Origin of the sequence: Methylobacterium sp. E-025 (genome assembly GCF_022829705.1) — a bacterium.
Lineage (GTDB): Bacteria > Pseudomonadota > Alphaproteobacteria > Rhizobiales > Beijerinckiaceae > Methylobacterium.
Genome location: NZ_JAKSYR010000141.1, coordinates 182251 through 189895, shown reverse-complemented (window position 1 = coordinate 189895; position 7645 = coordinate 182251). Strand labels below are relative to the sequence as shown.

Below are 7645 nucleotides of genomic sequence, written 5' to 3'. Positions count from 1 at the left end.
GTTCGTCAGCCCCCCGGCAACTTCGGCTACAGGTGGCGATCAGACCCTACTCTTCGCCCGGCATCGGACTCTGCGCGCGCCGCTCCTCACCGCCGCTCTGCCGCACCAACGCGGCCACCCAGACAGCCGTTGGTGCTTCATGGGAGCCGGCATTCGTCGGCCCCCCGGCAAATTCGGCTTGAGGTGGCGGTTAGACCTTCGACTTCGCCCGGAATCGGACGGTGCGCGCGCCCATCATCACCGCCGGGCGGCGGCCGCCAAGCTTGTTCATTCCACAATCTCGACCGCGCCGCAACGGAGTTCGATCAGGCCTGTCTCGGCCCATTGTCCCAGGATGCGGCTCACCACCTCGCGCACGCTGCCGACGTCGTTAGCCAGCTTCTGATGGGTCAGGGCAACGACGCCGCGCGGATCGGCTTCAGCTAGGAGCCGTTGGGCTAGCGCACTGACTCAGACGGATGGTTCAGGGGGCTCGGCTGACGGCGGCGAGGATGTCGGTGGCGGGTTTGGTCCAGACGAAAGGTCTGGCTTGCTGGTCGTGCTCGGCGATGTAGCGTTTGATGGCGGCCTGCAGATCGACGACTCTGGTGCAGGAGCCGCGTCGCAACCGACGACGGGTCAGCGCCGAGAAGAAGCCCGCGACGGCGTTGAGCCACGAGGCCGAGGTCGGGGTGAAGTGGAAGGTCCAGCGCGGGTGGCGGGCGAGCCAGGCGCGCACCTTCGGATGCTTGTGGGTGGCGACGTTGTTGAGGATTGCGTGGATCGCCTTGCCGGGCGGGACGGCGGCCTCGACGGCGTTGAGGAACCGGATGAACTCACCGTTACGGTGGCGCTGCATGCAGCGGCCGAGCACGGTGCCCGCTAGGACGTCGAGGGCTGCAAACAGCGTCGTGGTGCCGTGACGGGTATAGTCGTGGGTCTGGGCGGCGGGATGGCCGGGGGCGAGCGGATGGTCGGGGCGGGTGCGCTCCAGCGCCTGGATCTGGCTCTTCTCGTCGATGGACAGCACCACCGCGTGGGCGGGCGGGTCCATGTAAAGGCCAACGACATCCTCGACCTTGGCGGCGAAGGCGGGATCGCGCGACCGTTTGAATGTGCGTAGCCGATGCGGGTGGAGGCGGTGAGCATCCCAGATCCGCTGCACGGCGCGCAACGAGATCCCAACGGCGCGGGCCACGGCACGGCCGGTCCAGTGCGTGACCTCGCCCGGCGGTTCCGAGCAGGTCGGCGCCAGCACCTCGGCCACCGTTTCGGTCGAATCGGGCGGGGTGCCAGGCGGACGCGTCTTGTCGCGCAGCAGACCTTCGACGCCCGCCTCGGCGTAACGCCGTTGCCAGCGCCACACCGCCGGGCGGCTGAGGCCTGCCCGCCGAGCAACGTCCTGGACGCTCAAGCGCTCGGCCGAGAGCAGGACCATGCGGGCGCGCTGGATGTGCTTGAGCGGACGGGAGCGGTCACCGACAATCGTAGCCAGCCGGGCCGCGTCGCTCGGATCGAGAAGCACACAGACCGTCTGAGCCATTGCCCAGACTCGCATGCCTCACCGTGTGCGTGAATCCTCCGTCCGCGTCACTGCACTAGTGCCAATGGTACTCGATCCTCTCCTCCGATAGGCCGGCGCTTCAACCTCGGCGACTTGATGGCCTCGAATTCGGCGCCGATTTGCCTGTTCCTCTCAGCGACGATCTTTATCCCGCAGAGAGTTTTCCCAACAAAGCTCTTAATTGTAAGCTCAAGCCATATCTGCGAATTTGTTAAGAACGGCTTGATTGTTGGCGTCACTGAGGAGAAGCCCGGCGAAGCTTTCCAACTCTTTTAGATTCGCTGGTGATGTATCGTCCAACGCATCGCTGCCTAAACCTCGCAAAAGGTGTCCGTCTATTCTTAAGTATCTCTTCTTAGATATGTCGGTCAATTCCTTATTCATTACGAGATTTAAATATTCATCTGCAACTTTCGACTGACTTTGCATTAGCATTGAAACTATGGGAACGCCTCGGCTTGGTGAGACCCAATTGAAGCTATTCCATTGCGTCACTTCATGATAAAAATAAGGTCGCGCCTCATTCCCCGTACCCAAAGATAAGATATGTACTGTTTCCTGATCCCAGCCCAATCTCATGGTATGCATTAGGGCGACCATAGATGGGTTGGATGCGAATATGCCACCATCCATGAGGCTCTGGATTTCTCCCCTCTTATGCAACTTATCGATCCTTGCGGGATCGAAAAACGTCGGCGCGGCGGAAGTTGCCCGCGCGAGATCTCTCATAAAGTAGTTTTTCTCGAGTTTATCGCTCCTTATGTTTGTAAATACTTTAGGCGTACGTTGTTCGATTTCGTACGCCGTGACGAGGAAGTTGGAGAGCGCATCCTGGCTTTTGCTGTCACCAAGCATATCTAGAAGGATTTTTTCGAGAGGGTCGCTGGAATATTTTTTCGTTGGAAAAATCAAGTTTGCAAACATGTTCGCATCTTTGATCGTTCCGAAGATTTCTGACGATTTATATTTGTACAGTTCCACCAACTTTGACGCGTCGCAAGCTGGTACCATAGCGTTTCTCGGATCGGAAGCACACAGGCCGATAGCGATAATTCCACCGGTGGACGTCCCAGCTATCAGATCGAAATACGATGCCAGCGGCAGTTTTTTATTGCGGCTGATCAATTTTTACTCAAAATCCCGAAGTATTATAGCGGGAATAAGGCCGCGAACTCCACCTCCATCGATAGATAGAACCAGGCGTCTGTTAGATTTTGTCCTAGGTCTTCTCATTACCCAAATCTCAATCTTAAGTGGGATTGAATTGATCGCGATAGAAGCTTTTTTCAGGGCAGAAATCAAGCGACGGCATCAAATAATAAGCAAATTGAATTTAGTTTGAATTTCCGGACTGATACCGGGAGCTTGTTCCGTCAGTCGGGGCGTGAGCGGGATGTCGGCGCGATTTCGCAACTCGACGAGGCCGTGTGAGACGGCGCATTTAAGGGAAGAGCAGTGCTCACCACCGCTTTATCCACCCGAAGACCTGGCTCCAGCCGGCAAAACCCTGACAAAACGGGTCGATTCCGTCATCGGCTATTGTCAAGCCGCGGTCGGCGGCGGCTACATATTCCCGATCGCAGTAGTGAATCGAGACGACGTCCCTGGGCCGTCCAGAACGCCAGCCTTCGAAAAGCGGTTGGCATACGCCGCTATAGAACCACCGCGTCGGCCTTCAGCCTGTCAATGCCGACTCGACCTTGACGTAGGAACCATCGCCGTAGGACCGATCGCTCCCGCTTGTCGTGCGACCGTAACCAGATCAAGGGTGTGGGGGTTGGGGAAAAAGGCGGTGGGGTCGACCATAGGACACGGAATGCCGGTCTGTGGACAATATTGCATCGGAAGTTGATATTTTTTGCAGTAACAATATGTATCTAGATACACTCGGGATTGACGATCCGAATTCAAACAGGTTGTGAGTTCCGAGGAGGCAAGCGATAGAGCGCGCGAAAGGATTGCATTGAGGAAAGACGCGTGAATCGCCCCGACGTATCGACTCTTCCCAATATTCCACTGGATGCCTCGACATGCCTTCCATGCGCTTTGCCGTACTCGTCGCATCGAGTCTCGTTTTGGCATCCTGTGCCGACCCAAATATCGCGCCTGTCGGCTTCGAACTGGGGTCGGTTCGTTCGGCCGCGGTCCTCGGTCCAAATCTCCGCACGATCTCCGAGAGGGATCGCCAGATCTTCGATGGCCAAACCGGCGAGTTTCTCGTTCTGCCGACCGTGTGTAGTGAGCCGAGCCCGGACGTGGCGATCGCCTTCGGGCGTGCGCTAGCGGCCAATGCGAGCGTCGGCATCTCAGGAAACACGGGCGCAGGGGGGTTCACGTCGACTTCGGCCGAGACGGCGACGGGGCTGGAGGGTCGAACCGCGGGTGTGCTCGCCCTGCGCGACGGTCTGTCGGAGGCTTGCCGAGCGTACGCGAACGGCGTGATCGGTCAGGATGCCTACGCACTGATCCTGAGCCAATACGGCAACCTACTTGTCGCGCTGGCTGGAACGGGCACCGCGGGCTCCGCGGCGCCGAGGTTCTCAGCTCAGGAAACTGCGCTGTCGGCGCTCCTCGTCAGTTGCATCAGCGAACACGACCCGACTCGACGCGGCGCGGCCCGCACGAACCCGCTTCTGTCGGAGGTGGTCTGCAAGAAACTGATGGGGAGCATCCTATCGGGCCGGCTTCTGAAGCCTGGACCCTCGGCCGCCCCCTCTCAAAAGTCCGCCACCAACGGCAGCACGGTAAACGTGACGGTGGCCGCCACCAAGTAGCGTGAGCGCCTACGTCCGGGGAGGCTCGACCAGCGAGCGGCGGAACCGCGGCTCGGATCGGCGCTGCCCAGGCTTGTGGGCCGCTTGGCAAGGTGGTCGGCCACGTGGCCCACATCGAAGATCCGTAAGCCGGCCGTCACCCGTCGAAAGTGACCAAGCAGGGAATGGTCCGACGCCGTCGCGATCCTCTCCTCGTTGGACGGCGGGGCATGTACAGGTCGGGCAAAAAAATGGGACGTCGTTCCACCGAGAAACGAGGGTCGCCCACTTCGTCCCGACGCCATCTCAGCGCATCGGCAACCAGATCCCAAGGTTTTCGCTCGATCGGTCCTCCCACAATCGAGTTTGCACATGTCGATGCCGGACGGAGACTTGATGATCGTCTCGCGTATTCACGCTCAGATCGCCGAATTGCGACACCCTCGCGACGCGAGGAAACCGGGCTACGGTTCCTGAACTCTCGTGCCGTTGGAGCGGCGAATGCGATTCTTCGAATCAGTCCCTATCAGGGTCTCGCTACCCTACGACTGTTGAGCTGATCCCAGCGCACGACAAACTGTCCGGTCTTGTCGCGGACGCGGAGTCCTTGCTACGTTCCGTTTTTAATCGGTTCGACGTCCGGAATCTTCTCGGCGATACAGCAAATTTGGTAGTGGTGCCACTACCGGTCTTCAAGCCCTCGTGACGAAGCCCAATTCGGTGGTTTCGTCGTCGATCGTTTGTCGGCGCGGGACAACAAGGGGATCGAGAATGGCAGACCAGGCAGATCGGGTCTCTCGTCCCGGGGGCGTTGCAGAGTTTACCGAGGTCTTCGCTGCAGAATGCGAAGATCTCGCTCAGCGCAAGAGCCGGCTGCGTCCCCCCGATTTCACGTCGACGCCGACGGTGAAGAATGAGTTGAACGGGCTCGCGCTCTCGGGTGGAGGAATCCGCTCGGCATCGTTCTCTCTCGGCGTCATGCAAGGGCTCAACCGAAAGGGTATCATCCGGCGCATCGACTACCTTTCGACCGTGTCCGGTGGCGGTTACATCGGTACCGCTACGACCATCGGCATGTCGCTTCACGACGGGCAGTTCCCGTTCGAGAAAAGCGGCGACGACGCGGGCGAAACCCCCGAGACGCGTCACCTTCGCGACAACTCACGCTACCTCTTGCAGGGCGGCTTCCTCGGCACAGCCGCCGGAATCGCCGTGTACCTTCGTGGCCTCGTGACGAACGCGATCATCATTCTGCCATTCCTCCTTCTCGCCGCCGCGTGCCTCGTAGCCCTCAACCCAAGTACCGCGGAACTGGGGCGAGCTTCCTGGAGTGTCGGCTCCGTGCATGGGCTCGAAGGAGCGATCCGCTTCCCCCTCGCGATCACGGCGGCGGCGCTCGCCACGACGCTACTCGCCCTCTACGCGGTCGGCGTGTCGATTAGCGGATTGCTCGGGCGCCGTGTCCGCTACGCGGTGGCGGCTCTGGCCGGCTTCGTGCTCTGTATTCTCGTGCTACTTGCCGCCGCGGAATTCCACATTCTCGCGCTGAAATTCTTCTTCGAGCGAGTGGGCGGCAGCATCTACGCGACGCCCTCACACTCTACGGCGTCCGGGCGATCCATTGCGCAGGTCTTCGTCGAGGCATTCGCGTCGTCCACGAAGCTGGTCGCGGCTCTGGCGCCCGTCGTGGCGGTGCTTCTGCCATTCCTCCGTCGCATCGCTTCCCAGGCCGTCAGCGACGGGTCGAAGGGGTTCGGTGCCTTCGCCAAGACCCTCGCCAGTCGGGCGGCGCTCATCCTCGTCGCCGCCTTCCTCCCAGCCCTGCTGTGGCTCTTCACGATGCAACTCGCCTTCTGGGGGACGGCCGTCGCGGCCTGCGGTGACCATGTCGCCCCCTTCGATGATTGTATCGACGTGATCGCGTACGGCTGGTCTCATGCTCCGCCGACGCTGCGTAATCTCTTCGACGGCATCGCCGAAACCGGCCGCTCACCCCTCGCGGGAGCCGGAACCTACCTCGTTGCAGCGTTGGGCTTGGCTGCCTTTTGGCCGTTTCTCGACGTGAACGCGAACTCCCTGCATCAACTTTACCGCGACCGTCTAGGAAAGGCTTTCCTGACCAGCCGAAAGGGCTCCGGAGTCGAGTTGAAAGACGATTTCTGCTTCTCGGACATCAAACCCGAGCATACGCCTTACCACCTCATCAACGCGGCGCTGAACGTGCCGGGCTCGGCCTGGGCAAACGGTCGTGGCCGCAATGCGGAGTTTTTCATTTTCAGTCGCCGCTTCCTCGGCAGCGAGGCGACACGTTACGCGCGGACCGAGGACGCCCAATCGACGCTGGACCGGTTCAACTTAGGTACCGCGATGGCGATCTCGGGGGCGGCTGCAGCGCCAAACATGGGCATGGCGTCGATGCAGCCGCTTTCACCGACTATCGCCCTGCTCAACATCCGGCTGGGACGCTGGCTTCGTCATCCCATCGACATCGCCTTGAAGGCAGCTGCTCAAGAGGCTGCGAAGGTGGCCGCGAAGGATCCCGAACCTGCCGCGACACGTGAAGTTGCCTTTCCGCTTGGATACCGAATCGGGAGGTGGTGGTGGCGCGGACCCGGTCCCTGGCGCCTCCTGCGCGAGGCTTTCTTCAAGTCAGGCACGGACATCCCACGCGATCCCGCGCACCACGGCAAGTCCGAGGCAGGGTTCGTCTTCCTCACCGATGGAGGCCACATCGAAAACCTCGGCATCTACGAGCTTCTGAAGCGGCGCTGCCGGGTGATCATCGCCGTCGACGGCGAAGCGGATCCGAATTTGGATGGTGGCTCTCTCAACCAGATCGAGCGTTTCGCGCGCATCGACCTCGGGACGCGGATCGCGATGGAACCGCGTCCTATCGGCCAGAAGACGCGATCGACGTCGGAAGGCGTACTCGCCCGGGCAATTGAGCCGTCTGCCGGACCTCATGTCGCACTCGGGCTGATCGACTATCCAGCCGCGCCCAAGGGCGGGGCGCGCGAGCGTGGTGTGCTCGTCTACATCAAAGCTTCGATCACCGGAGACGAGGCCAACTACGTGCTGGCCTACAAGGCGAAGCAGTCGAGCTTTCCTCACGAGACTACGATGGATCAACTATTCAGCGAAGAACAGTTCGAGTCCTACCGTGCGCTGGGAGAGCACATCGCCCGCCGTTTTCTCGATGGTGAAGACGAAGTATCGGTACCGCAGGAGCACATCGTGAAAATCGCGTTGATCCTGCAGAAAGCTTTGCCGGAACTTAAGATGAACGAAGCCATAAGTTCTCAGATCCCCAAGTAGAAAGGTACTTCTATCGAGCGGGCGTAGCACTACG

General features: G+C 60.4%; 4 protein-coding genes and 1 pseudogene. 2 read left to right on the top strand and 3 right to left on the bottom strand.

Translation table 11 applies throughout. The features are described from left to right. Window positions 1-267: 267 nt before the first annotated feature. From MKK64_RS21615 to MKK64_RS21605, 3 genes and pseudogenes are all read right to left on the bottom strand, one after another. Window positions 268-429: pseudogene (locus tag MKK64_RS21615) on the bottom strand (helix-turn-helix domain-containing protein); the annotation flags it as partial. A gap of 34 nt (window positions 430-463) precedes the next feature. Then, window positions 464-1522, bottom strand: a complete 1059-nt coding sequence (locus MKK64_RS21610; protein WP_243937171.1) for an IS630 family transposase — start codon at window positions 1520-1522, stop codon at window positions 464-466. A gap of 210 nt (window positions 1523-1732) precedes the next feature. After that, window positions 1733-2668, bottom strand: a complete 936-nt coding sequence (locus tag MKK64_RS21605) for a patatin-like phospholipase family protein (RefSeq protein WP_243937169.1) — start codon at window positions 2666-2668, stop codon at window positions 1733-1735. A gap of 905 nt (window positions 2669-3573) precedes the next feature. Here MKK64_RS21605 and MKK64_RS21600 point away from each other — a divergent pair. Together MKK64_RS21600 and MKK64_RS21595 are read left to right on the top strand one after the other, a co-directional pair. After that, a complete protein-coding gene (locus MKK64_RS21600) occupies window positions 3574-4317 on the top strand; it encodes a hypothetical protein (protein WP_243937165.1) in 744 nt (247 codons plus the stop codon). 750 nt (window positions 4318-5067) lie between these two features. Beyond that, complete coding sequence (locus MKK64_RS21595) at window positions 5068-7611, top strand: patatin-like phospholipase family protein (protein WP_243937164.1); 2544 nt, start codon at window positions 5068-5070, stop codon at window positions 7609-7611. The last annotated feature ends 34 nt before the right edge of the window (window positions 7612-7645 follow it).

Excerpts from the sequence above, each read along its gene's own strand:
- MKK64_RS21610 (WP_243937171.1), bottom strand. The coding sequence starts at position 1,522 with ATGGCTCAGACGGTCTGTGTGCTTCTCGATCCGAGCGACGCGGCCCGG.
- MKK64_RS21600 (WP_243937165.1), top strand. The coding sequence starts at position 3,574 with ATGCCTTCCATGCGCTTTGCCGTACTCGTCGCATCGAGTCTCGTTTTG.
- MKK64_RS21595 (WP_243937164.1), top strand. The coding sequence starts at position 5,068 with ATGGCAGACCAGGCAGATCGGGTCTCTCGTCCCGGGGGCGTTGCAGAG.